Genomic DNA, 23,341 nt, shown 5'->3' on the forward strand with positions numbered 1-23,341 from the left:
AGAGTCCGGTGATCTGGAGGAGTTCGCGTGAAGTCGTACACCACCCGAGCGGTCGCGTTCGTCGCCTCCGCCGCCCTGCTCGCCCTCACCGCCTGTTCGGCGGGTTCGAGTACGTCGGGCGGTTCGTCCACCGGCGCTGATCAGTCGCTGTCGCTCGGCCTGGTCGCGGAGCCGGCCAGCCTCGACTTCACCACGACCGATGGTGCGGCGATTCCGCAGGTGCTGCTCGGCAACGTCTACGAGAGCCTGGTCAAGCAGGACGAGTCCGGCAAGATCGTGCCGTCACTGGCCAAGTCGTGGACGGTGTCACCGGACCGCAAGATCTATACGTTCGATCTGGTCGACAACGCGAAGTTCACCAATGACAAGCCGTTCACGGCGGCCGATGCAGTCTTCAGCATCAACCGCGTGAAGACGGCCTGGACGACCTCGCTGAAGTCCGCGATGGACGTCGTCGCGGACGCCAAGGCGTTGTCGCCGACGCAGCTGCAGGTGACGCTGACCAAGCCGAGCAACGGCTGGCTGTTCCGGATGACGACCCGGATCGGTGCGATGTTCTCCGAGACCGGGGTCGCTGCGCTGGCCACCGCGCCGATCGGCACCGGCCCGTACAAGTTCTCGAAGTGGAACCGCGGCGACTCGATCGTGCTGCAGCGCAACGACGGCTACTGGGGGACCAAGCCGCACTTCCAGCAGATCACGCTGAAGTACTTCAAGGACCCGACCGCGCTGAACAACGCGCTGCTGACCGGCACCATCAACGTGATCACCACGGTGCAGGCGCCAGAAGCGCTCACCCAGTTCACCAGCAACGCGAAGTACCAGGTGATCGAGGGAACCACGAACGGCGAGGTACTGCTGTCGTTCAACAACTCCAAGCCGGTCTTCCGCGACATCCGCACCCGCCAGGCGATCCGGCAGGCAATCGACCACAAGGCCTTGCTGGACACGTGTTTCGCCGGTCGAGGCAAGCTGATCGGCTCTATGGTTCCGCCGACCGACCCGTGGTACGAGGACCTCACCACTGTGGCGCCGTACGACGTGGCCAAGGCCAAGGCGCTGCTGCAGGCCTCTGGCGCGGCCGGTGCCACCCTGCGGCTGCGACTGCCCACCCTGCCGTATGCGACGTCGTGTGGTCAGGTGGTCAAGAGTCAGCTGGAGCAGGTCGGGCTGAAGGTGCAGAGCGACCAGCTGGAGTTCCCGGCGGCGTGGTTGACCACGGTCTTCAAGAGCGCCGACTACGACATGTCGATCATCGCGCACGTCGAGCCGCGTGACCTCGGTGCGGTGTTCAGCCCGACGTACTACACCCGCTACAACGACCCTCAGCTGCAGCAGTACCTGGCCGCGGCCGATGCAGGTGACGAGGCGGCGCAGCTCGACAACATGAAGAAGGCCGGCCGGCGGCTGTCCGAGCAGGCGGCGGGCGACTGGTTGTTCCTGCTGCCGAACCTGATCGTGGCGGACAAGAACCTGACCGGTCTGCCGCAGAACGCGATCACCGAGAACTTCGACCTGTCCCGCCTCGCCCGGTCGTGACACCGTGATTCTTCGCCTGATCGAGCGCACCGCTGTGCTCTTGGTCAGTCTTGGAGTCAGCTCGGTACTGGTGTTCGGATTCATGGCCGTGCTGCCCGGCGACCCGGCCCGGGTCGCACTCGGCGTCAACGCGTCGGACGAGGCAGTGGCCGAACTGCGACGCCAGTTCGGCCTCGACCGCCCACTACCGACCCAGTACGTCGATTGGCTCGGCGGACTGCTCCGTGGCGACCTCGGTACGTCGTACGTGTCGAAGGCGGAGATCGGACCGCAGGTGTTCGATCGGCTCCAGGTGACGCTGCTACTGGTCGTCGCCGGGATGCTCATCGCGCTGGTGCTCGCTGTACCGGCTGGCACGGTGATGGCGGCACGACACCGGCGACTGTCCGGGGTAGCGCTCTCTGCGCTCTCTCAGGTGGGCGTCGCCGTACCGGCCTTCCTGGCAGGCATTCTGCTGATCATGGTGTTCGCAGTGAAGCTCGGCTGGCTCCCGGCGAACGGGTGGACTCCACCGGCTGAGGATCCGGTTCAGTTCCTGCGGCAGCTCGTGCTGCCGGCACTGTCGCTCGGGTTGGTCCAGGGCGCCGTACTGACTCGGTACGTGCGCAGTGCGGTGCTGGACGTGTTGCGGGAGGACTACCTGCGTACGGCGCGTGCGAAAGGGCTGCGGCCGTTTCCGGCGCTGTGGCGACACGGTCTGCGCAACGCCGCCGTACCGGTGGTGACGGTGCTCGGTCTGCAGCTCGCAACGCTGCTGATCGGCGCTGTGGTCGTGGAACGCGTTTTCGTCATCCCTGGTCTCGGCAGCCTGCTATTGGATGGGGTGTCCCAGCGGGACCTCATCCTGGTGCAAGACGTAGTCATGGTGCTGGTCGTCGCCGTACTGCTGGTCAACTTCCTAGTCGACCTCCTGTACGTCGCTCTGGACCCGCGACTCCGGACGGGGTCGCGATGAGGCGGCTGAACCCGAGTCTGGTCGTCGGCGGCGTCATCGTCGCTGTCATCGTGCTGATGGCGCTGCTGTCCTTCGTCTGGACGCCGTACGACGCGACGCTCGTCAACCCGTCGGGGCGGTTGGCGTCGCCGTCGTGGGAGCACTGGTTCGGGACGGACAAGTTTGGGCGGGACGTGCTCAGCCAGATCATGGTCGGGTCGCGGACCACGCTGTTCGTCGGAGTGGTCGCAGTGGGAGTGGCCGCTGTGATCGGTGTACCGCTCGGGGTACTGGCCGCGATGACTCCGCGGTGGCCGAGTGAGCTGATCATGCGCACCAACGATCTGATGCTCGCGTTTCCGGCGCTGTTGCTGGCGATCATGTTCGGCGCGGTGTTCGGCGCGAGCACACTCACCGCGATGGTTGCCATCGGCATCGCTTCGGTGCCGAGCTTCGCGCGGGTGATCCGGAGCGGAGCCTTACAGGTAATGCGGACCGAGTACGTGCTGGCCGCACGTGCCGCCGGCCGGAAACCGCTCCCGATCGCCGCCCGGCACGTCCTGCCGAACGTGACGAGCCTGATCACCGTCCAGGCGTCGGTCTCGTTCGCGATCGCCGTTCTCGCCGAGGCAGCGCTCTCCTTCCTCGGCTACGGAACCCCGCCGCCCACGCCGTCTTGGGGTCGCATGCTTCAAGAGAGCCAGGAATTCCTGTTCAGCGCGCCACGGCTGGCGGTCTTCCCCGGTATCGCCATCGCCGTGGCCGTCCTCGGCTTCAACCTGCTCGGCGACGGCCTTCGCGACCGCTTCGACCCTAAGTTAGAAGACCGCCGATGACCTCCTCCGACGTACTCAGTGTCCAGGGGCTCAACGTCTCCGTTGGCGACACCCAACTCGTGTCCGACGTCGACCTAACTGTCGGTCCGGGGGAGCGAGTCGGTCTGATCGGCGAGTCCGGCTCAGGTAAGTCGCTCACGGCCCTCAGCATCCTCGGCCTACTCCCGGACGACGTCGTCCCGTCCGGCTCGGTCCGCCTGACCGGCATCGACCACGACCTGATCGGCGCCGACGAGAGAGCGCTATCTCGGATCCGCGGCCGCGATCTCGCCATGGTCTTCCAGGAACCCATGACCGCGCTCAACCCCACCATGCGCATCGGCGACCAGATCGCCGAGTCCATGCTGATCCACCACACCCAACCAACCCGAACCGCCGCCCGCACCGCAGCCGCCGCCCTCCTGGACCGGGTACAACTCCCGCTCGACCTGCTACGCGCCTACCCCCACCAACTCTCCGGCGGCCAACGCCAACGCATAGTCCTAGCCATCGCCCTGGCCAACGACCCAGCCCTGCTGATCTGCGACGAACCCACCACAGCCCTGGACGTCACAGTCCAAGCCCTGGTCCTGGACCTCATACTCCAAGGCGTGCTGGCAAGGTCATCAGCCCTCCTCTTCATCACCCACGACCTAGCCGTCGTAGCCACCATCTGCGAACGAGTCCTGGTCATGTACGGCGGCCGAGTAGTCGAGTCAGGCCCCGTCCACCAAATCTTCACCACCCCCCGCCACCGCTACACCCAAGGCCTCCTAGCCGCCTCAAACCTCGACAACGTCCCCGCTTCCGGTAGCACGGCGCCGCGCGCCGGCACCCCGTCCCGCCGGCGCCTCACCACCATCCCCGGCACGGTTCCCGCGGCCGGCCATTTCCCCTCCGGCTGCGTCTTCCGCAACCGCTGCCCGCACGCCACCGACCGCTGCGCCACCACCCCCACCTGGTCCGGCACCCCCACCACCGGCTACGCCTGCCACCACCCCGCCGGAGCCCCCCATGCCTGAGCAGCCCGAGCACCCCACACCACCCGCCGCGGTCCAAGTGATCGACCTGGTCCGCGACTACCCCCGCCCCCGTACGTCGCTCCTTCGCGCCGCCCCCGTAGTACACGCTCTCCGCGGCGTCAGCCTGGAAGTCGAACAGGGTGAACGTTTCGGCATCGTCGGCGAATCCGGCTGCGGCAAGTCAACCCTGCTCCGCCTGATCGCCGCCCTCGACCACCCGACCTCCGGCCAGATACTTGTCGAAGGCAACGACATCACCAACCTCCCCGAACGCCGCCTGAGCTTCCTCCGCGAGAACCTCCAGCTCGTCTTCCAGGACCCGATGAGCTCACTCGACCCCCGCATGCGCGTCCGCGACATCATCGCCGAACCCCTCGTCGTACAAGGCCATCCCGCCTCCGGAGAGCGCGTTCGCGAGTTGCTGGACGCCGTCGGACTCTCACCAGACGCAGGCGATCGCTACCCGCACCAGTTCTCCGGCGGCCAACGCCAACGCATCTCCATCGCCCGCGCCCTGGCCCCCCGCCCCCGCATCCTCATCGCCGACGAACCAGTGAGCGCTCTCGACGTCTCCGTCCGCGCCCAGGTCCTGAACCTGATCTCCGACCTGGTCGACGAACTAGACCTCACCCTGATCTTCGTTTCCCACGACCTCTCCGTCGTCAAGCACGTCTGCGACCGCGTCGCCGTCATGAACGCCGGCCAGATCGTCGAAACCGGCCCCACCACCGACGTGTACGCCGCTCCCCAGCACCCCTACACACAACGCCTGGTCTCCGCGATCCCGACCCTGGAAAGAGCGCTCTCCGGCGCCACCACCGCAGACCTGCTAGCGAAGGGAGAAACCGCGTGAAGTTCCCATCCGGCCTGCCGATCGGCGAATCCTGGGTCGAGGCACCCGCAACCGCCCCGGTGGTCTTCCCGTACGACGGTTCCACGATCACCGAGGCCCCAGTCGGCAACATCGCCCTCGCCCGCCAGGCCCTCGACCACGCGATCGCCGTCAAGGACAAGGTCGGCCGCCTCCCGTCATACGTACGCCGAAACGTCTTACAGGCAACGCATTCCGCAGTCCGAGCCGAACGTGACGCCTTCGTCGACCTCCTCGTCCTGGAAACCGGCAAGCCGCTGATCGACTGCCGAGTGGAGATCGATCGAACCCTGCTCACCCTGGAGACCGCAGCCGAGGAGGTCGCCCGCCTGCACGGCGAGACCGTCCCGCTGGACCTCCTGCCGAGCGGCGAGGGCCTACGCGGCTTTTGGGTCCGCAAGCCGATCGGTGTCGTCGTCGGCATCACCGGCTTCAACTACCCGCTCCTCCTCGCCGCCCACAAGATCGCTCCAGCCTTCGCCGCCGGCTGCCCGATCATCGTGAAGCCGGCACCGCAGACCCCGCTCGCAACTCTCTGGCTCGTGCACCTGATGCGTTCTGCGCTTCTCGAAGCCGGAGCACCAGAGAGCGCTCTCCAGTTGCTCACCGGCGGACCGGACGTCGGCGCGACCCTCACCACCGACAGCCGGATCGGAGCCGTCTCCTTCACCGGCTCCGCAGCCGTCGGTCACCAGATCGCCCGCGACGCCGCACCCACCAAGGTCCTCCTCGAACTAGGTTCGAACTCAGCCCTGGTAGTCGCCGAGGACGCCGACCTGGACGCAGCCGCCGACGCCATCATTCGAGGCGGCTACTACGCCTCAGGCCAAGCCTGCATCTCGGTCCAGCGAGTGCTCGCGGTGGAGTCGATTCGCCAACCCCTGCTGGAGAAACTCGGCGCTCGCCTGCCCACCGTCGTAGTCGGCGACCCCAGAGACCCCGCGACCCGGGTCTCCGCTCTCATCGACCCGCGCTCGACCGCCCGGGTCCGCGAGTGGGTCGAGGACGCGGTTCACGCCGGCGCCACGATCGCCTGCGCCGCCGAGGGCGACATCCTCGGCCCGATCGTGTTGACCGACGTACCGTCCGGACAACCGGCGTGGGATGAAGAGATCTTCGGCCCGGTGATCGCGGTGCGCTCCGTTCCGGACCTAGAGAGCGCTTTCTCCGTCGTCAACGCATCCCGCTACGGCCTGCACGCCAGCGTCTTCACCGCGTCACTCGACACCGCGTTCACGGCGATCGACCAACTTGATGTCGGGGGAGTGGTCATCAACGAGGTCCCAGGCTTCCGGTCCGACGTGATGCCGTATGGCGGCGTCAAGGACTCCGGTATCGGCCGCGAGGGCCCACGCTTCGCGATCGAGGAACTGACCACCACCCGAATGGCGATCATCCGCCCCCGTCCCTGAGAGGTGAACCAGCTGTGACGGACTACGCGAACCTCTTCCGCCTCGACGGCAAGCACGCCCTGGTGATCGGAGCCGGCAGCGGCATCGGCCGAGAAAGCGCTCTCGCCCTAGCTGCCCACGGCGCTCAGGTGACCTGCGCCGACCGCGATCTCGCCGCCGCCGAAGCCACTGCCGCAGGAACGGCGTACGAGCTCGACATCCTCGACGACGACGCGATCACCAGAGCCGTCACCGAACTCGACCCCGTCGATGTCCTGGTCTTCACCGCCGCCACCAACGTGCGCAAGCGGATCCTCGACTACACCAGCGACGAGTTCGACCGCGTGGTCTCGCTCAACCTCCGGGCGTCCTTCCAGCTGATCCGTGCCTTCGGCAAGGACATGGCCCAGCGGGGGAGCGGCAGCATCATCGGCTTCAGCTCCATCCGCGGTACGACGGTCGAGCCCGGCCAATCGGTCTACGCAGCCACCAAAGCCGGTCTCGTCCAACTCCTCCGAACCGCGGCCGCAGAGCTCGGTCCCTCCGGCGTCCGCGCCAACGCAATCGCCCCCGGTGTCGTCGAAACACCCCTCACCGCGCAAATCAAGGCAGACCCAGCCTGGTACGACGCCTACGCCCAGAAGGGAGCGCTCTCCCGCTGGGCCCAACCAAGCGAACTCGCCGGGGCAGTCGTCTACCTAGCGTCCGATGCAGCCAGCTTCGTCACCGGCAGCGTCCTAGCCGTAGACGGCGGCTGGACCGCAGTAGACGGACGCTTCGACCCACCAACCTGACCGCCCGAATAACCCGATTCCTGAGCAGTTGATTTCTGAGGAGCGTGGATGAGTCTGGCCGACCTGACTGCGACCGAGCTACTTGCGCTCTACCGAGAGCGCTCTCTGTCGCCCGTCGAGGTACTCGAGGACGTACTCACCCGCGTCGACCAATTCGAGCCACACCTCTGCGCCACCTACGCCCTCGATCCCGACGGCGCCCGCACCGCGGCCCGCGCATCCGAGGAGCGCTGGCGCGACAACACGGCAGGCCCACTGGACGGTGTACCGGTCACCGTCAAAGAGAACATCGCCACCCGCGGAACCCCAGTCCCACAAGGAACAGCGGCCACCGAACTCATCCCCGCCACCGAAGACGCACCAGCAGCCGCGCGCCTCCGCGCAGCCGGCGCCGTCATCTTCAGCAAGACGACAATGCCGGAGTACGGCATGCTCTCGTCCGGCGTCTCGACCTTCCACCCCCTGACCCGCAACCCCTGGGACACCTCAAGAACGGCCGGCGGTTCAAGCGCCGGCGCCGCAGCCGCGGCCGCAGCCGGGTACGGCCCCATCCACATCGGCACCGACATCGGCGGCTCGATTCGACTCCCAGCCGGCTGGTGCGGCCTCGTCGGCCTCAAACCGACCCACGGCCGAATCGCCGTCGGGAACCCCTACCCAGGCAGGGCAATCGGCCCCCTCACCCGAACCGCAGCCGACGCAGCCCTGGCCCTCTCGGTCATGTCCGACTACGACCCCCGCGACCACACCTCATACCCACCCCCACCTGACAACGCACCCGAGAACGCGGCAAGATCGCCAGAGAGCGCTCCCCGCCCCGGCCTCCGTGTCGCTCTCCTCCTGGACGCCGGCCTCGGCCTCCCGGTAGACCCCGAGATCACCGCAGCCGTCATCGCAGTAGCAGCCGTTCTCGAAAAAGCCGGCGCCATCATCGAACCGATCGAACCGATCATCACCCGCGAGATGCTCGACGGCCTCGACCGTTTCTGGCGGATCCGGTCCGCGACCGACATCGCCGCACTCCCCGAAGAACGCCGAGCCAAAGTTCTCCCGCAGATCCGCGACTGGGTCTCCACCGCCGGCGAACTCACCGGCTCCGACGTCTTCCACGGCTACGGCCAAATGGGCGCCATGGCCGCCGCAGTCACCGCCGTCTTCAAGTCATACGACGTGATCCTGTCCCCAGTCGCCCCGATCACCGCGTTCCCCGCCGAGCTCGCTTATCCCACCGACGACCCGGCCAAGCCCTTCGAGCACATCGCCTTCACCGTTCCCTACAACATGTCCGCCCACCCGGCGACCACTCTGAACGCAGGCTGGTCCACCACCGGACTCCCCATCGGCGCCCAGATCGCCGTACCGCACCACCAGGACATGACCGCTCTCGCCCTCGCGGGCTACATAGATAGCGCTCTCTCACACCACCGCCCCTGGCCGACCCAGCTCTAACGCTGGGCGGCCGGGGGAGACAGCCATCGCTCTCGCTGCCGATCGCTCCGGAGGACACGGAACGCAGGACAGCGGCATCAGGAGTCAGCGAGGACTACGGATTCCGTCGATGATCCGGGTCCAGTTGTCGCCACCGTCGCCGTCCTCGATCGCGCGACGGTAGTGCGCCGCGACCGCCCGCGGCAGCCCGAGGTCGATCCCAGCCGCCTCGCTCGCTCCAACGATGTGATCCGCAGTCGCACCCATCATCGTGATCGTGCTCAGGTCCCCAGGATGCTTACCGGCATCGATATCCGCCCCGGGATTCTCAGCACCAGCGTCCAGCATCTCCGGAATACCGCGCACCGTCTGAAGCAGCTCCGGCAAGGCCTCGGCCGCGGAAACCCCCGCCGTACCGAGTAGTGCCGTCGCGTGCATCAGCGACGAAAGTGTCGTCAGGAACACATCGAGCTGAGCCTGGTACATCAGCTGGGCCAGACCCGGATCCTCGCCCAGATACCGCGGCGCTCCGATCTGAGAGAGCGCGATCTCGTGTAGCTCAAGAACCTCCTTCGGGCCGCTGTAGTAGACGTACGCCTGATCGGTCCCGACCATCGGCGCGGGGATCATGACTCCACCGGTCAAGAACGTCGCGCCATGCGAGGCCGCCCACGAAGCCGCCGACCGCGTGCGATCCGGAGTATCGGAGCTGAGGTTGACCACGGTGCGGCCGGCCAGCGAACCAGCGGCAGATTCCAGTACGTCGTACATCGCCTGGTAGTCAGTCAGGCTCAAGATCACGAGCTCGCTGGCCTCGACGGCATGGAGAGCGCTCTCTGCGAGTACAGCGCCGTCGGCCACGACGCCGGCGGCGCGGGAAGGGGTCCGGTTCCAGACGGTCACCGGGTGTCCGGCCGCGAGCAGCGTGCGGACCATCGCCTGTCCCATCGGCCCGAGACCGATGAGTGTGACGGGAGTGCGGGGCATGAGACTCCTTGGTTGTTTGGTGTTCACCTCCATGCTTGACTGGCACTTAAGAACGCGGAAGTACGCACTAATTACTGCGGTACTTACTTTTTGGTTAGTGGGGGTTTCGCATGGTGAGGTCAGCGCGGCAAGGCCCGTACATCTGCGGTATCGACGCCGCGATGGACGTCGTGAGCGGCAAGTGGAAGGGCCTGATCCTCTGGGAGCTCGACGAGCACGGCATCCGCCGCTTCGCCGAACTGCGGCGCGGACTCCCCGGAGTGAGCGAGAAGATGCTGACCCAGCACCTGCGCGAGATGGAGCAGGACGGCCTCGTCGTGCGCACCGTGTACGCCGAAGTCCCGCCGCGCGTCGAGTATTCGCTCACCGACGAAGGTCGCTCGCTCAACGCCGCCCTCACCCCGCTCGGCGCGTGGGGATCATCGCGGATCCGCAGCCAGCACATCCAGATGGTCGATCACCAGGACGCCGCAGCAATGCCCCGCCCCTGACGCGGATGGACCTCTATCGATTCGAGCCGGCCGGGGGCATCATCACGCCGCTCGGCCCAGCCGTCACCGGTACGCCGCTCGCCGGTGCAATGAATGGCGGTCCCGCTCGGGGATACGTGGTCAGCCGCGGTCTCGCACCGTGCACTGTCGCGGAGCTCGAGCTGCAGGAAGGCCACCGGGTACGGCGACGTGTGCGCTTGCCGAACGGTCACGGCGGCTGGGGAATCGCCACCTCCGACTCGGCAGTGTTCGTCGGCACCTACCCGACCGCGAACGTGCATCGCTGGGATGTTCACTCCGGCGCTGTCTCCACCTTCGGCCGACTCGGCGAGGAGGAGTTCGTCTTCGCTCTGACCCAAGGTCCCGGCGATCGGCTCTACGCCGGAACCTACCCCGGCGGCAAGGTGTACGAGCTAGACGACGCCACCGGGATGATCCGCGATCTCGGCTCTCCCTTGCCGTCAGCAACCTATGTCCGCGCTCTCGCGGCCGATCCGGAGCTGCTCCACGTGGGGACCGGCTGCCCGGCACGCCTTCTGACACTGAACCCAGCAACGGGCGAGACGCAGGAGATACCGATCCCCGAACTGGCCCGCGAAGACTTTGTCTACTCGCTCGCAGTAACCCGCGACTTCGTTGCCGTCGGCACCGAGCCTGGTGGCTTGCTGATAGTCCTCGACCGCCAGACGCCCGGCCGCTACGACGTGATCGAAACGGACGAACGAACCATCGACGCGATCGCCATCGATGGTCAAGTGCTGTGGTGCACCGGCAGGCCGAGCGGTTCCCTCTTCCGCTACGACATCGCAACCGGCCAACTAGATCGAGTCTGTACGCCGCTTCCGGGCCAAGAAACCCGGAGTCTCGCGGTCAACCCCGACGGCGTATCCGGAATCTCCGGCGGTGGACAATCCTGGCGCTGGGCAGGCGAAAGCACGACAGTCGTCGACCTCGGCCAGCAAGGACTCCCGGCCCACGTCGAGCCGCCGCAATCCGTGTGCACAGTGCAGGACGACGTACTGGTGGGCGGCAACTTCGGGCTCTGCGTCCATCGGCCGGCCGAGCGGACCATGCGCCGGTACGTCGTGGATGGCGAACCCAAGGCGATGGTGTCGACCGGCGACGCCGTCTACCTCGCGCTGTACCCCGGCGCCGGAATCTGCCGCTACGACCGCGAGACGCAGAAGGTCACTCCCATCGGAAAGATCGGCGGCCTGTCGAACCGCCCTCACGACATCGCCTGGTCACCCGACCGCGACCTCATCCTGGTCGTCACCCGAAACCAGTACGGCCATCGCGGCGGCGCGCTCGCCGTCCTCACGCCGGCAACAGGCACGATCGACCGGTACGACGATCTCCTCGGAGAAAGCGCTCTCTCCTCTCTCGCACTGCGTTCCAGCGGCCCAGAATCCACGACCGTGATCATCGGCAGCGAGACGATCGCCGACGGGCTGCCTGCGCAGAGCGGGAACGCGGTGATCGCCGGATTCGACCTGATCGAGCGAAAGCTCCTGTGGACCTGGCAGCCGCTCGACGAAGTCACGCAGTACACGAGTCTCGCCTGGCACCGAGACCTCTTGTACGGCGTCACCCGCGACGGTCGCCTGTTCGCAGCCAGACCCGACACCCAGCAACTCGTCGCACTCGGCCACGTCGGCGGATCCGAGCCGGGCCGACTGGTGTCGGTCGACGATCACCTCTACCTCGCGACCGAAGACGCAGTACTGCAGGTCGAACCAGATCTGTCGACCACAACGATTCTGACCGGCCTGGCCAGCGAGTGGCACAACGCACCACAACTCGCCGCAGACCCGACCACCGGAGCGCTTTACGTCTGCGGCAGTGCGGGTCAGCTCCAGACGAACTTGCCGTAGACCGACACCGTCGTACCGATCGGGGTCTCGTCGAAGATCTGGTGGATCGCCGGCCGCAGCACGCGCACACAACGGTGGCTGGCCGGGTACGGCTTGATCAGCGAGTTCACGCGAGATCCGTGGAGAGCGATCCCCGGGCGATCTTTGAGGAAATAGAGCGAGTCGTACATGTACGCGTCGTCGTACAGGCTGCTCTCGTGCGCGCCGGCCCACTTGCGCCACACCTTGCCGGTGCGGTTCGGGGTGTCGTAGCCGGGAGCGCCGGTCGAGATCCAGACGATCCGCTTGTACTGCTTGCCGACGATCTGGTACATGATCTGGCAGGTCTTGTTGACGTAGATGCCGTCCGCGCGGCTCGGCGTCGGCTTCGCGGTCGCGTTGATCACCGAGTAGGCGTCGTCCAGCGTCAGACCCTTGCGGCTGATCGGCAGACCCTGCGTCTCACGCCAGGCACACAACGCCTGCCGGGCCCGCACGGTGATCTTGCCGTCGGCATCGCCGACCGGGTAACCGAGCTTCTCCAGCTTCTGCTCCACCTTCAACGCGTAGTACTGCGCATTGTGCGGATTCTTCGGCTTCGTCGTGGGCTTCACCGTCGGCTTGACCGTGGGCTTAGCGGACGGAGTCGGCGTGGTGCTCGGGGGACTGGTCGTCGTACCGCCGGCTTTGGGAGTTGGCGTGGTCGCCTGTGTCTCGCTGGCAGCCACATCGGCGCACCCGGCCAGAACGAACGACAGCACGACTGCACCGGCCACCAGACCATGTCGACGAGACATGATTCCCCTCTCCCTCGAGCACCTTCAAGAGTTGCAGAACCACGCCGAGTGAGCGCGCAGCGACCCGCCGAGATTAGTCGGCCGGGGAGGCATCGTCGTGTGAATGCGCTCTCCCGTCACCGAACCGTTGTCAAGGCAGCCATCGCGAGCCCTCGCCCTGCCAGACTGGGCCGATGGAGTTCCGCATCCTCGGCCCGCTCGAGATCGTCGTCGACGGACGTGCGATTCCCGCGCTGGCGCCGCGCCTGCAGACTCTTCTCGCGACCCTCCTCCTGCGCCCGCACCGCGTCGTCTCCGTCGACGAACTGATCGACCGCCTGTGGCCGGAGGACACCCAGCCCGCGAATCCCAAAGCCTCACTGCACACCTATGTACGGCGCCTCCGCGAGATCGTCGGTGCGGACGTTCTCCGGACTCGCGGTCAGGGTTATCTGCTGGCCGCTGAGCCCTGCGATCTCGCGGTCTTCCGCGCTGCCGTTTCCGAGGCCGCATCTGATCCCGCGCGCCAGATCGAGCATCTGCAAAGGGCTCTTGATCAGTGGCGCGGGAGAGCGCTCTCTGTCGATCCGCACGTTGCTGTGGGGCTGAACGAAGAACGATTGGCCGCGACCGAGCAGTACTACGACGCCCGGCTGGCTCGCGGCGATCACGCCGACGTACTGCCGGATCTCCAGACACTCGCCGCTCAAGAACCGTTGCGCGAACGCCTCGGCGGTCAGCTGATGACCGCGCTCTATCGCTGCGGACGCCAGGTCGAAGCCCTCTCGGCGTACGACGCGATCGCCGCTCGGCTCGCGGAGGAGTTCGGCCTCGACCCCGGCGACGAACTCCGCCAGCTGCGGCAGGCGATCCTGACATCCTCCTTGACAACGGCCGCGACTCCCGACGACTGGCATCCGCAGAACCAGCTCCCGCTCGACGTCCGTCAGCTGATCGGCCGGGACGACCTGGTGGCCGAAGTGTCGAAGCTGGTCTGCACGACCGACGGCGTACCGGTCGTGGTGCTGTCCGGCGCCCCGGGAGTCGGAAAGAGCGCTCTCTGCGTTCGCGCCGCGCATCAGCTGGTCGAACAGTTCCCTGACGGTCAATGGTTCGTGCGGCTGCGAGGCGCGTCAGGACAGCCGCGGCGCCCAGGCGACGTACTGGCCGAGCTCCTGCGTTCGTCGGGCGTCGAGCCTTCCGTGATCCCCGACGATCTCGACGACCGGGCCGCGATGTTCCGTGCGCGGCTGGCGGATCGCAGCGTTCTCCTGGTACTCGATGACGCGCGAGACGCGGCTCAGGTCCGTCCGCTGCTGCCCGGTCGCGCCGGAAGCGCCGTTCTCGTGACAAGCCGGAGCGCCCTCGGCGGCCTGATCGCGCTCGACGGAGCAATCGGTCTGCGCGTCTCGACGCTGACCGACGACGACAGCACGGTACTGATCCGTTTGTTGCTCGATGCACCTGATGATGGCGCAGTTCGTTCGCTGGTTGCGGCCTGCTCCGGCCTACCGCTGGCTCTGCGAATCGCCGGTGCCAACGCGGCCCGTGGTTCAGTCGCCGAGTACGTCGCCCGAATGCGAACCGCCGGCGCCCTGCCGACACTGACCATCGACGACGAAGTCGCAGTCAGCGCTGCCTTCCAGACGTCGTACGAACTCCTAGAACCCTCGGTCCAGCGCGGCTTCCGCCTGCTCGCCCAGTTCCCCGGCGCCGAATTCGGCCGCGATGCGGCAGCGGCTTTAGTCGGCGCCGACCACCAACACGTCGTCACCAGCCTCGAGGCCGCGAGCTTCCTAGAGCCCGTCGGCGACGGCCGCTACCTGATGCACGACCTAGTCAGGGAGTACGCCGGCCTACTCGCCCCACCCGACCTCAACGCCTGGAACACCTTGTGCAGCTGGTATGTGCACACGGCAGACGCCGCGATCAGCCGCTTGTTCCCAACCGCAGTCCGACTGCCATCCCGCCGTACGACCCCGTCGCCACCGGCGACCCGCAAACCAGGCAGTCCGAAACCCGGCCCGCGGAAAGCTGGCTCGAGGGGGAGCTCGCCAATGTCGAGGCGATCGCCACCGAGGCGCTCCGGATCGGACCGCCCGAGACCGTCTGGCTGCTGGCGGACATCGTGCGCCCCTACCTGTACGAGCACAGCCTGATCAGCCTGTGGCGCAACCTCGTCGAACTAGGCTCAGCCGCCGGGCCCGACACCCGCGGCCGCGGCGCGATCGAGCACGCGCGCGGCGTGCTCGCGCGGATCACCGGCGACGCGGTGAGCGCCACAGAACACAGCGCGCGAGCCATCGAGCTGTACCGAGAGAGCGGTTTCGCACTCGGCGAAGCCGCACTCCTCTGCAATCTCGGCGTCGCCTACAACGACCGCGGCCAACTGCGGAAGTCGTCGGAGCTGCTCGCCGCGGGGATCGCTCTCTTCCGTTCTCTCGGCGAGCCCTCGCGGTTGCCCGTCGCCTTGCTGAACCAGTCGCTGAACTACCTGCACCTCGGCCGGTTCCACGAATCCATCGACTGCGCGACGGAATGCCTCGACCTGTCCAACGGGAGCAGCTGGATCGCCCGAGTCAACCGAGCGGCGGCGTACACCGACCTGGGGGAGTACGCGAAGGCCGAGGCCGACCTAGCCTTGATCCCGGGAGAAAACCGCCTCGACGTGATCGGCTGGCGGTTGTCACTGGCCGAACTCGACCGCAACCGCCAGGATTACCCGGCCGCCCTCGCACACGCCGCCGAGGCACTCGAGAGCAGCCTCGAGATCACCTCGCGCTACCACGAATGCTTCAGCCGACTCGTGATCGGCGAAATCCACGTCTCGGCAAGCGACATCCCGTCCGCTCGCTCGTCCTTCGACCAGGCCGAAGCGCTGGCCCACCAGGGCGGCTTCGGCACGATGCTGGCCGAGGCCCACAGCTGGCAGGCGTGCTGCATCTTCCGCGCGGGAGACCCAGAAAGCGCTCTCGAACTAGCGCTCACCGCCCTGACCGAACTCCAGGCCGTCGAATACGGCGTCGGCCAGTACCACGTCAACGCCCTGATCGCCGACTGCTACCGCACCCTCGGCAACCCCGAACAGGCCGCCGTACACCAGTCTGCCGCCGACGAATTCCGGCAGCAGAGCGGCTACATCCCGGTCTAACCGTCAGAGACCGAGGTCCCGCAGAAACTCCGGCTTGTACGCCTGCAGTACGACGTACCGCGGATCCGGCACCTCCATACCAGCGTTCTTCGCCTCGTCACTGGCCTCGTCATGCGCCCCCACCGGCACACTGGGATCCGTCCACTCCTGCTCGGCCGCGTTCCACCGAGTCACCGTGTACTCAGCCGTCAGGTTGTCATCGGCAACAAGCTCCTTGACGGTCCGCTCGGCCTCCTGAGCATCCTCCAGAGTCTGCGTGTACAGCAGCATCCGGTTCCCGTCCCGCGTCACCGTCACCAGACTCCCGAGCCGCTTCCGCGCATCGTCATCCAGATCCAGCGCCCGCAACCGATCCCAGAACGTCAACCCGTGCTCGTCACTCCCCAGCACGACCTCAACCCGAAACTCATCCGCCATGATCACACCCTACAGACAGCCAACCCCGCCCCCGCACGCAACCAGATAAGTCCCCAGCCTAGGTCGCCGTTGCTCTGCGACGCCGCCGCGCCACAGCATCTCTTGTACTTCACCTCGGACCCACACCAGCACGGTTGATTGCGTCCTGGCGGCCAGGCAACCCCAGTCGCATCGTCCCGTGGCCACTTGATCGACATGAAGGTCTGTCCAGGCTCCTCCAGCAGTGGCTGAGCCTCTTTCACCCGGTCGAAGAAGAAGCGAACAGACCGGTGCATGACGAGGACCGGCGAGTTGTGCCGGCGCAGTCCGCGTTCGACCTCGTGGTAGTAGTCCCGGATGCTGTCGAGACTGATGCGCACAGGCCAGACCTCGTGGGCGCCAACGAGCTCGGACCGGCTCCAGACGTGGACCTGCCCGTGACTGACCTCCGGCTCCCGCAGGATGTCCAGCGCGTCGAAGTACAGGTTGGCTCGCTCGACCGATCCCATCTCACCCGTCCGGTCGAGGCTGTCCAACTCGATGCCCAGCGCATGCTTCATTCGCCGCCGGGCGTTCACCAGCAATCGCGCCCACCTCGAGCAGCGGATCTCATCCTCGCTCAGTAGATCGAACCCTTGTGAGTACAAGATCAGCGCTTCCACATACTCACCCCGTCGTTCGTGCGCATCCGCTGCCCACCACCGCGTCATCACATCGGAGGCACCGCCAGGCGGCAGGTCGTCTTCCTCGTCGTCGCAGTCGAAATCGTCCGTCAGTAAGTCATCCATACCTGGAACATATTGAGAACGCCCACCCGCCGAACCACCACTTTCACACCTGTGGATAACCCTCAACGCGGCGGATCGACAAGCACCGGCACCGCTTCGCGCACCTGCAGCGGAGTCGAGGGCCCAGTAATCGGCACCGGCCCGACGAATTGCGGTCCGGTTGAGGCAACGTCGAAGCTCGCGTCATAGTTGACGGTGACCGACAGACTCAGGTCGCCGCGCTTCATGTACTTGTGGGTGATCTCCTTGGAGGGGTACGGCCTGCCTGGAGAATCTGTTGTCTTGCTGGTCCCATCACCGAAGTGCCACGTGTAGGTCGTAGGCACCGCCTTCACGATGACTGGGAACCCGAGAATCACTACTGGGACAGTGGTCACGCCGTTGTCATCCGTGTAGACGATTGTTTCCATGTTGATCAGCGTGCGGTCCTTGGGCTGCACATGAACCGTCAGCTTCGGAAACAGCACGTCTTTCGACTCGGCCAGTACCTGGTTCCACGTGACATCCTCGGGCCGCGGTTGCACAACCGGAGGCGGCGTTTCCGGCCGTCCAGGCCGAGGTTCGATCGGACCGGTCGGCTGGCAGCGAGTCGGTCCTGGGATCGTTCCGTCGGGTCCCATGCGACCGCAGACTCCAATGTTCAGCCGGAACGGGCGGCGCGGTTTCTGCGATGGAGGAACGACTGTTCTGGCTCGGGCCGGCTTGTGGCCGCCCTTGCTGACGGCCGGGTTGCGCCGAGGAGGCTTGCCCTTGTTCTGCCGTTGCCGAGTGGTTGCCCTGCCATCGAGAGTCACGCCCCACCGGGAGTGCCGACCCTTGACGTCCGGTTTCGGCTTGTTCGTGACGACGGCGGACGGGAACGACTCTGCCTGGCCGAACGCCGAGTCTGTCGCCGCGATGGCGATGAGGCCGGAGCCGAGCACTGCTGTCGCAGTGCAGATTGCCCCGAGTCGTGCCGTCCGCACGTTCATTCGTCGATCTGCATTTCGTACATGACCCAGTTGTCGCCGCTCCGCGAGAGCGTGAACTCCATGGTGCCTGTGCCCGCCGCCTGCGGTACGGGGCTGCCGCCTGGAGATTGGATCTCCTCGTAGGCTCCGGTCTTGAGTGTCGCCGAGCCGCCGAGGTGGTCCTTCTCGCCCTTGTGGATCTCCTTGACGTCGACCAAGCGATCCTGGAAGTCGCCCTTGAGTGTTCCGTTCCTCGCGTTGACCTTCTTTACGTAGTCGGCCAACGCGTTGCAGCCGACGCACCCCTTGTCGCTTTCCGCAAGGAAACCGGCAGGGTCACCTGTGACATAGGAATAGTTCAGAAGGTCTACGTAGAACCCGATAAATGCTTCGCCGGCCGCCAGGTTCGAGCCGACTGCGGGTGCTGGGCGGGTCGGTGGTGCGGTGGGCGTGTCCGTCGTGGGAGCGCTCGTGCCAGGGCCCGACGTGCTGCCCGATGGCTGGCTCGGCGGCGGCGCAGTGTTCGGGCGGCCGGCTTCGGGGCTGCCGGGGCCGCAGGCGGTGAGGAGGAGCGCGCCGAGGCACAGGGCAGCGCCGAAGGCCGGTTTGTTGCGGGTTGTCACCGAGTTCACCTCTCCGTAGTCATCTCTGATCGTAAACGGAGTAGGTACCAGCCGGTGATGTCAGTTGATGCAGCTGTGGATAACTCGGCAACATTTCGCACAGCAGAATGACCTTGCGGCGATCGACTAGAGTTCTTAGTCATGGAGCTCAGGCACTTGGAACACTTCGTGGCCGTCGCCGAGCAGAAGCACTTCACGCGCGCGGCTGAGGCGATGTCCATCTCGCAGTCCGGCCTGTCCGCCTCGATCCGCGCGCTCGAACGTGAGCTCCGCGCCTCCCTCTTCGTCCGCAACACCCGCAGCGTCGAGCTCACCGAAGCGGGACGCGCGCTCCTCTGCGAAGGCCGCCGTACCCTAGCCGCCGCCGAAGCCGCCCGCGACGCAGTAGCCGCAGTACAAGGCCTCCTCCGCGGTCACCTAACCGTCGGACTAGAGCAGTGCCTCGGCGTCGTCGACGTACCGGCTCTCCTCGCCAAGTTCCGCTCCGCCTATCCCGGCGTTGAGATCGAGGTCCGCCAAGGCGGCTCCACCCCGATGCTCGACGAGCTAGCCTCCGGTCGCCTAGACCTCGCCTTCGTCGCCACCGCCGGCGACCCCGTCGAAGGCCTGGACCTCCGCTCGCTATCCCGCGAACCAATGGTCCTCGTCTGCGCCCCAGACCACCGCCTATCCGCCGGTCGCCCCGTATCACTCGACGACCTAGCAGGCGAGTCCTTCGTCGACTTCGACCCGACCTGGGGCGCCCGCACCATCTCCGACCGAGCGTTCACCACCGCCGGCGTCGCACACCCGGTCACGATCGAGGTGAACGACGTACACACCCTCTTGGCCCTGGTCGCTCACAACCTCGGCGTAGCCCTAGTCCCCGAGCGCATCGCGGCCAAGCGCGGCGACCACGTCACCGTCCCCCTCACACCAGGCAGCGCCGCCGACTGGCAGGTCTCGGTAGCCGTCCCCACCGGCACCGCCGCCTCCCTAGCCGCCGACGCCCTCCTCGGCATGCTCCCCACCACCGCAGTCCACAACTGATCGCAGCAGCGGCGGCGCTAGAGTTTGCCGCTGTGGCACGCAAGCAAGAACCCTATCTGGATGCGGCTGCTGCCTTGCTTGGGCAGCTCCACGCGCACATGTCCGGGACGAGTGTCGACGACCCGAGACCGGTGATTCCGGATCTGCTCGGAGCGGGACTCGATCCGTTTGGGCAGCGGCCGCCAGGCCCGTCCTGTCGAAGTCCACGCCGCAAGACTGTGGTCACCTACCAGGTGCGGGTCGAACTCGAGGGGACCCGGTCCCCGCTGTGGAGGCGGTTGGAACTTGCGTCCGATCTCTTTCTGGACGAAGTCCACCACATCATTCAGGCCGCGTTCGGTTGGACGGACAGCCACCTGCACGAGTTCGCGGCAGGTCCGAGCTACTACAGTCGCAAGAGCGAGCATTACCTGTGCCCGTTCCAGGTTGAGGAAGGCGCGGCCGGCGTACCGGAGGACGAGGTGCGCCTGGACGAGGTGCTGGCGAGGCGTGGCAGCAAACTGTTCTACCTGTACGACTTCGGCGACGACTGGATGCATGTCATCAAGATCGAAGCCGTGCTGCCCCGCGACGAGTCAGCGCCAAGAGCCATCTGCGTCGCCGGTGAGCGTCCGGGACCGGGGGAGGACTGCGGAGGCGTGTGGGGCTACGAGGTGATCTGCGACGCGATCGATCATCCGGACAGCGCAGCCGCAGCCGCCGCCTATGCTCGCATGTTCGGCGATGACGCTGAGCTCGACGATTTTCCGCCGACGCCGTTCGATCTCGACAGCATCAACGCGACGCTGGCAATGTCCACTGGCAACGACGCAGAATCTTTCGGTCTGCTCGAAGCGCTCGCCCACGCGATCGACTCGGCGGCTGATCGACAGCACTTCCAGCAGATGGTCGCCATGGCAGATCTGGACACGCCGGTCGACATCGACGCTGACATCGCAGCCCAGATGGTCGCGCCGTACAACTGGCTGCTGAACCGTGTCGGGACGGACGGCATAAAGTTGACCGGTGCCGGCTACCTGCCGCCCGCCCACGTCGAGGCCGCCATGGCCGAGCTCGGGCTGGGCGAAGAGTGGATCGGCAAGGGCAACCGCGAGGTGCAGACAGTTCCCGTTCTTGCCTTGCGGGAATCCGCGCAGGCGATGGGTTTGCTGCGGAAGTACCGCGGAGCGCTCGTCCTCAGCAAGCTAGGACGCAAGCTCCGCAACGATCCGCTCGCCCTGTGGTGGCACCTTGCTGAACAAACGCCGCCAGACATGGACGACTTCTGCGAGATCCATGCCGGACTCGTCCTCTTGCTCGCCCTTGCCGGAGGATCAGCGGATGACCCCTACCCGTCGGTCGCCCGGATTCTCGATGCGATCGGTTGGAGGGACATCGACGGAACACGCATGACGCCGGTGATGGCCCGTCTTGCGGCACGGGAGACCAGCTTCGTACTGCGTCGGCTCGGCGCCTTCACCAATGAGCCGGGTATCCATCGCTGGGACGACAACCCCACGCCGCAAGGGACGCTGTTCGCCAAGGCTGCCCTGACTACCTGGCTGCCGACGGCGTAGCCCCAACGCAAACAGCCGGTACGCCGAGCGTTCGGCGTACCGGCTGTTTTCCGAGCCGCTCAAACCAACGGTGTTACCAGGCGTAGTCCTCCGGAGCCGTCTTGTACCCCGGGAAGATCTCGTCGAGCTTGGCCAGCGCCTTGTCGTCGAGCTTCACGTCGACCGCCCGTACGGCGGACTCCAGCTGCTCCATCGTCCGCGGACCAACGATCGGCCCAGTCACCGCCGGCTGGTGCAGCAACCACGCGAGCGCGACATCGCCCGGCTCATGCCCGAGCTCATCCGCAAACGCCTCGTACTGCTCGATCTGCGGCCGCAACCTCTCGAGTGCCTCTTTCGCGCGCCCCTCAGTACGGCGCACTCCCTCGTTCTCCTTGCGGATCACGCCACCCAACAGCCCACCCTGCAACGGCGACCACGGGATCACGCCGAGCCCATACTCCTGCGCAGCCGGCAACACCTCGCGCTCGACATCGCGCACGATCAAGTTGTAGATCGACTGCTCGCTCACCAGCCCATTGAAGTTCCGGTTCGCCGCAGCCGCCTGCGCCTGCGCGATGTGCCAACCAGCGAAGTTGCTGCTCCCGGCGTACAGAATCTTGCCCTGCTGTACGGCGACCTCGATCGCCTGCCAGATCTCGTCCCAGGGCGTCGCCCGGTCGATGTGGTGGAACTGGTACAGGTCGACATAGTCCGTCTGCAACCGCTTCAGACTCGCATCGAGCGCCCGCCGAATGTTCAGCGCCGACAGCTTGTTGGTGTTCGGCCAATCCGAACCCATGTCGCCATAGACCTTCGTCGCGAGCACCGTCTTCTCGCGGTTCTTGGGATCCTTGGCAAACCACTCGCCAACGATCTCCTCAGTACGCCCCGGGTAGATCGAACGCCCGTACCCGTTGGCGGTATCGAAGAAGTTGATCCCCTTCTCATGAGCCACATCCATGATCGCGTGCGAGTCGTCAACGCTCGTGTGCGGCCCAAAGTTCATCGTGCCCAAACAGATACGGCTAACAGTCAGGCCGGTCCGGCCAAGATGAGTGAATTCCATACCCTCCAACCTCCTCCTAGCCGGTGCAAGCTGTCCAACAGGAGAATCCACTCAGTCCCATCACCACACGTTCTAAGTCCCGTACGGCGTGTCGCGCGCCCAGGTCGCGGTCCCGCCGACCTCCTAGGCTCGGCGCATGGCGATCACCAAGTTCGACGTTGGCGGCTACAAACTCGCAGCTGAGATCGCAGGGGAGGGCTCGCCAACCGTCGTCTTCATCTCCGGCGCAGGCAGCGGCCGAAACGCCTGGGACGAAGCCATCGCCGTACTGCGCTCCCCAACAACCCGCCTGACCTACGACCGCCCCGGCATCGGCGACAGCGACACCCCCGACCTGACGTCCCGCACACTAGGCGCCGCCGCAGAAGAACTACGCAAACTACTAGCCGCGTCCACCCTCCCAGGCCCATTCATCCTGGTCGGCCACTCGCTAGGCGGCCTAATCGCCCTCATCTACGCAGCTACCTGGCCCGAAGACACGGCCGGCCTACTCCTCGTCGACACCTCCGACATCCACCTCAACCTGGACGTCGCCACCCCCATCCTCACCGCCAACGACGGCAACCACCTGACTTTCGACATCCCGGCCAGCGTCGCCGACGTAACCCGCAGCAGACGCCCCCTAGCCATGCCCACCACCGTCATAGCCAGCCGCCCCGGCCACTGGCTAGAAGACGAAACCATCGACTTCACCCGCTGGCACCCCTTCACACCCACCGAACTAGACACCCGCTGGCAATCCCACCAACAATCCCTAGCCAAAGACCTAGCCGCCACCCACAAAGTAGCCCGCCACGGCGGCCACAACATCCAATCCGACGACCCAACCATCGTCGCCGACTCAATAGACACCCTCATCGACCTCGCCCGGCGGAGCTGAGGACTTCCCGTCGCCGGTC

At 66.2% G+C, this 23,341-nt stretch carries 22 protein-coding genes; 15 read left to right on the forward strand and 7 right to left on the reverse strand.

Annotated features, from left to right (window positions below; all coding sequences use genetic code 11):
• The first annotated feature begins 27 nt into the window (after positions 1-27).
• Genes ACFTSF_RS32265 through ACFTSF_RS32300 form a run of 8 tightly spaced genes read left to right on the forward strand, consistent with a single transcriptional unit; the run spans position 28 to position 8,815 of the window.
• Positions 28-1,539 (forward strand): ABC transporter substrate-binding protein, encoded by a 1,512-nt coding sequence (locus tag ACFTSF_RS32265; RefSeq protein ID WP_380158238.1) that lies wholly within the window; start codon positions 28-30, stop codon positions 1,537-1,539.
• 4 nt (positions 1,540-1,543) lie between these two features.
• Positions 1,544-2,494: an ABC transporter permease gene (locus ACFTSF_RS32270; RefSeq protein WP_380158240.1), complete on the forward strand. Its 951-nt coding sequence runs from the start codon at positions 1,544-1,546 to the stop codon at positions 2,492-2,494.
• Positions 2,491-3,309 (forward strand): ABC transporter permease, encoded by an 819-nt coding sequence (locus ACFTSF_RS32275; protein ID WP_380158242.1) that lies wholly within the window; start codon positions 2,491-2,493, stop codon positions 3,307-3,309. The genes ACFTSF_RS32270 and ACFTSF_RS32275 overlap by 4 nt, the downstream gene beginning before the upstream one ends.
• Entirely contained in the window at positions 3,306-4,310 is a 1,005-nt protein-coding gene (locus ACFTSF_RS32280; RefSeq protein WP_380158244.1) for an ABC transporter ATP-binding protein, read from the forward strand. Before ACFTSF_RS32275 ends, ACFTSF_RS32280 begins: the two co-directional genes overlap by 4 nt.
• The gene (locus ACFTSF_RS32285) at positions 4,303-5,163 is read left to right on the forward strand and encodes an ATP-binding cassette domain-containing protein (RefSeq protein ID WP_380158246.1); all 861 of its coding nucleotides are present in this window, start codon (positions 4,303-4,305) and stop codon (positions 5,161-5,163) included. The genes ACFTSF_RS32280 and ACFTSF_RS32285 overlap by 8 nt, the downstream gene beginning before the upstream one ends.
• Entirely contained in the window at positions 5,160-6,593 is a 1,434-nt protein-coding gene (locus ACFTSF_RS32290) for an aldehyde dehydrogenase family protein (RefSeq protein ID WP_380158247.1), read from the forward strand. The genes ACFTSF_RS32285 and ACFTSF_RS32290 overlap by 4 nt, the downstream gene beginning before the upstream one ends.
• A 14-nt stretch (positions 6,594-6,607) precedes the next feature.
• Positions 6,608-7,366 (forward strand): SDR family NAD(P)-dependent oxidoreductase, encoded by a 759-nt coding sequence (locus ACFTSF_RS32295; RefSeq protein ID WP_380158248.1) that lies wholly within the window; start codon positions 6,608-6,610, stop codon positions 7,364-7,366.
• Between the two features lie 48 nt (positions 7,367-7,414).
• Positions 7,415-8,815, forward strand: a complete 1,401-nt coding sequence (locus ACFTSF_RS32300; protein ID WP_380158250.1) for an amidase — start codon at positions 7,415-7,417, stop codon at positions 8,813-8,815.
• Positions 8,816-8,899: 84 nt separating this feature from the next.
• Here ACFTSF_RS32300 and ACFTSF_RS32305 read toward each other — a convergent pair whose 3' ends face one another.
• Positions 8,900-9,781, reverse strand: a complete 882-nt coding sequence (locus tag ACFTSF_RS32305) for an NAD(P)-dependent oxidoreductase (protein ID WP_380158252.1) — start codon at positions 9,779-9,781, stop codon at positions 8,900-8,902.
• A gap of 110 nt (positions 9,782-9,891) precedes the next feature.
• Between ACFTSF_RS32305 and ACFTSF_RS32310 the strand changes: the two genes are divergently transcribed.
• Together ACFTSF_RS32310 and ACFTSF_RS32315 are read left to right on the forward strand one after the other, a co-directional pair.
• Positions 9,892-10,272 (forward strand): winged helix-turn-helix transcriptional regulator, encoded by a 381-nt coding sequence (locus tag ACFTSF_RS32310; protein WP_380158254.1) that lies wholly within the window; start codon positions 9,892-9,894, stop codon positions 10,270-10,272.
• A gap of 5 nt (positions 10,273-10,277) precedes the next feature.
• Positions 10,278-12,146 carry a PQQ-binding-like beta-propeller repeat protein gene (locus ACFTSF_RS32315; RefSeq protein ID WP_380158256.1) on the forward strand — a complete coding sequence of 623 codons (1,869 nt, stop codon included), beginning with the start codon at positions 10,278-10,280 and terminating at the stop codon, positions 12,144-12,146.
• On the opposite strand, the gene ACFTSF_RS32320 is transcribed toward ACFTSF_RS32315, so the two are convergent.
• Positions 12,122-12,922 carry a L,D-transpeptidase gene (locus ACFTSF_RS32320; protein ID WP_380158257.1) on the reverse strand — a complete coding sequence of 267 codons (801 nt, stop codon included), beginning with the start codon at positions 12,920-12,922 and terminating at the stop codon, positions 12,122-12,124. The two genes, ACFTSF_RS32315 and ACFTSF_RS32320, sit on opposite strands and share 25 nt — an antisense overlap.
• 173 nt (positions 12,923-13,095) lie before the next feature.
• On the opposite strand from ACFTSF_RS32320, the gene ACFTSF_RS32325 reads away from it, so the two are divergent.
• Together ACFTSF_RS32325 and ACFTSF_RS32330 are read left to right on the forward strand one after the other, a co-directional pair.
• Complete coding sequence (locus tag ACFTSF_RS32325) at positions 13,096-15,060, forward strand: BTAD domain-containing putative transcriptional regulator (RefSeq protein ID WP_380158259.1); 1,965 nt, start codon at positions 13,096-13,098, stop codon at positions 15,058-15,060.
• Positions 15,030-16,052, forward strand: a complete 1,023-nt coding sequence (locus ACFTSF_RS32330; RefSeq protein ID WP_380158261.1) for a hypothetical protein — start codon at positions 15,030-15,032, stop codon at positions 16,050-16,052. Before ACFTSF_RS32325 ends, ACFTSF_RS32330 begins: the two co-directional genes overlap by 31 nt.
• Positions 16,053-16,055: 3 nt before the next feature.
• On the opposite strand, the gene ACFTSF_RS32335 is transcribed toward ACFTSF_RS32330, so the two are convergent.
• From ACFTSF_RS32335 to ACFTSF_RS32350, 4 genes are all read right to left on the reverse strand, one after another.
• The gene (locus ACFTSF_RS32335) at positions 16,056-16,469 is read right to left on the reverse strand and encodes a hypothetical protein (RefSeq protein ID WP_344161830.1); all 414 of its coding nucleotides are present in this window, start codon (positions 16,467-16,469) and stop codon (positions 16,056-16,058) included.
• Between the two features lie 2 nt (positions 16,470-16,471).
• A complete protein-coding gene (locus tag ACFTSF_RS32340; protein ID WP_380158263.1) occupies positions 16,472-17,236 on the reverse strand; it encodes an SEC-C domain-containing protein in 765 nt (254 codons plus the stop codon).
• 62 nt (positions 17,237-17,298) lie between these two features.
• Positions 17,299-17,760 carry a PKD domain-containing protein gene (locus tag ACFTSF_RS32345; protein ID WP_380158265.1) on the reverse strand — a complete coding sequence of 154 codons (462 nt, stop codon included), beginning with the start codon at positions 17,758-17,760 and terminating at the stop codon, positions 17,299-17,301.
• Positions 17,761-18,203: 443 nt separating this feature from the next.
• On the reverse strand, positions 18,204-18,809 hold the full coding sequence (locus tag ACFTSF_RS32350) for a DUF6318 family protein (protein ID WP_380158267.1): 606 nt from the start codon (positions 18,807-18,809) through the stop codon (positions 18,204-18,206).
• A 141-nt stretch (positions 18,810-18,950) separates the two neighbouring features.
• Between ACFTSF_RS32350 and ACFTSF_RS32355 the strand changes: the two genes are divergently transcribed.
• On the forward strand, positions 18,951-19,838 hold the full coding sequence (locus ACFTSF_RS32355) for a LysR family transcriptional regulator (protein ID WP_344161848.1): 888 nt from the start codon (positions 18,951-18,953) through the stop codon (positions 19,836-19,838).
• A 98-nt stretch (positions 19,839-19,936) separates the two neighbouring features.
• On the forward strand, positions 19,937-21,394 hold the full coding sequence (locus tag ACFTSF_RS32360; RefSeq protein WP_380158518.1) for a plasmid pRiA4b ORF-3 family protein: 1,458 nt from the start codon (positions 19,937-19,939) through the stop codon (positions 21,392-21,394).
• 73 nt (positions 21,395-21,467) lie between these two features.
• Here the strand turns inward: ACFTSF_RS32360 and ACFTSF_RS32365 are convergent, their stop codons facing one another.
• Positions 21,468-22,442 (reverse strand): aldo/keto reductase, encoded by a 975-nt coding sequence (locus ACFTSF_RS32365; RefSeq protein ID WP_380158268.1) that lies wholly within the window; start codon positions 22,440-22,442, stop codon positions 21,468-21,470.
• 136 nt (positions 22,443-22,578) lie between these two features.
• Between ACFTSF_RS32365 and ACFTSF_RS32370 the strand changes: the two genes are divergently transcribed.
• Positions 22,579-23,322 (forward strand): alpha/beta fold hydrolase, encoded by a 744-nt coding sequence (locus ACFTSF_RS32370; RefSeq protein WP_380158270.1) that lies wholly within the window; start codon positions 22,579-22,581, stop codon positions 23,320-23,322.
• The last annotated feature ends 19 nt before the right edge of the window (positions 23,323-23,341 follow it).

The sequence above is a fragment of the Kribbella sp. NPDC056951 genome (assembly GCF_042674205.1).
Lineage (GTDB): Bacteria > Actinomycetota > Actinomycetes > Propionibacteriales > Kribbellaceae > Kribbella > Kribbella yunnanensis.